This is a genomic window from Caballeronia sp. M23-90 (assembly GCF_053574605.1).
In genome coordinates, this window is sequence record NZ_JBSIPA010000774.1 from 1 (window position 1) to 1,629 (window position 1,629).

The 1,629-nt window shown below is 62.5% G+C and carries 1 protein-coding gene; it reads right to left on the bottom strand.

The window, feature by feature from the left end; translation table 11 throughout:
* Window positions 1–115: 115 nt before the first annotated feature.
* The coding region (locus tag ACRXB1_RS35730) for a tetratricopeptide repeat-containing glycosyltransferase family protein (RefSeq protein ID WP_449494731.1) at window positions 116–1,629 on the bottom strand (1,514 nt) is incomplete at its 5' end.

Genomic DNA, 1,629 nt, shown 5'->3' on the forward strand with positions numbered 1-1,629 from the left:
TTGTTTGCATCGGTTCACTGGGTTTGTCGCGGGTGATCAGGCGCAAGCCGCTCGCAATACTCGCCACGCCCGCGACAAACCCAGTGAACCGATGCAAACAGCCAGCAAGTAGCGTTCACCCGGCCATCAGCGCGGCTTTTGCCTTCGCAACCGGCCCGGTCCAGTCGCCGAGCGTGGTCTGCTTGAATAGACGCGCGCTTGGATACCACACACTGTCCTCGCGGTTTGCCATCCAGCGCCAGTCGTTGTTCGCCGGCAGGAATACCCACACGGGCTTGCCGAGCGCGCCCGCCACATGCGCGACGGAGGTATCGACTGTCATCACCAGATCGAGCTGGTCGATGAGCGCGGCGGTATCGGCGAAATCATTCAGCGTGTCCGTCAGGTCGTAAGGTTTCAGCGCGCACTCCGCGTTCAAAAGCTGATCGCGCGCCGCGCCTTTCTGCAGCGAAAACCAGGCAACGTCCTTCACGTCCGCCAACGGTGAGAGCGCCGAAAACGGCATTGAACGGAATTGATCGTTGCCAAACGTCGGACTGCCCGCCCACACGATGCCGACTTTTTTGCGGCCGGCGGCCAGCATGTCCACCCGCGTCGGCCCCATGCCGATGCGCTCGGCGCTCAGGCTCATGTACGGAATGTCGGCTAGCGCGTTGGGAACGAGATGCGCGACGCGATGCGGCACGCTCATGGATGGCGTCCAGTAGTCGTATTCATGCGTCGGCCCCCGCGTGAATGCACGGCGAATTCCCCGCACGCTTTGCACCAGTTCCACGATATTCTCCGGCACCCGCATGTCTACGATTGCGCCCATCTGCTCGAGCACCGTCACGTAACGTGCGAACTGGATCATGTCGCCGTGACCTTGTTCGCCGACCACCAGCAACGTCTTGCCCTGCAACGGCTCTCCGCGCCATTCGCGGACGCCCGGAACGTCCATTGGCTGATATTTGCTCGAACGCCAGCGCACCTCATGCAGCGCCCAGCCTTCCTTGAAGTTGCCACGGCGAAGCTGGAGCAGCGCGAGATTGTGCTGGGCATCGGCGTGATCAGGATCCATGTCGAGCGCGCGTCGATAGTACGGCTCCTCCTCCTCGAACAGCCCTTGCGAGCCGACGGCTGCGCCGACGCACACGTGGATCTGCGGGTCATCGCGCAACGTCAATGCATGCCGGTATGCCGCCTCTGCCTCCGCAAACCGGCCGTGAAGCCCAAGCGTCGTTCCGAGGTTCACGCGTGCCTCGAAGTGATTCGGCCTCAGCGCAAGCGCGCGATGCAGGCTCGCCACCGCTTCATCGAAGCGCTTGAGCTCTCGCAGCGCGTTACCCTCGCCGAAATGTGCTTCGAAGCTGTTGGGATTGCGACGCAGCGCCTCGCGGTATGTCGCCAGCGCTTCGTCATAACGCTTTGCGGCCGCGAATGTAGAACCGAGGTTCAGGCGGCTATCGAAGAAGTCGGGGTGCTGAGCGAGCAGCGTTTGAAACTGCTCGATGGCTTCGCTGAAAAGACCTTGCTTTCGCAATGTCACCCCGAGGTTATTGCGTGCGTTGGCGAAACCCGGATCGAGCGCAAGCGCGCGCTCGTAGCACTCCACGGCATGCGGCAGGTCGCCCAGCGCCGTAGCCACCA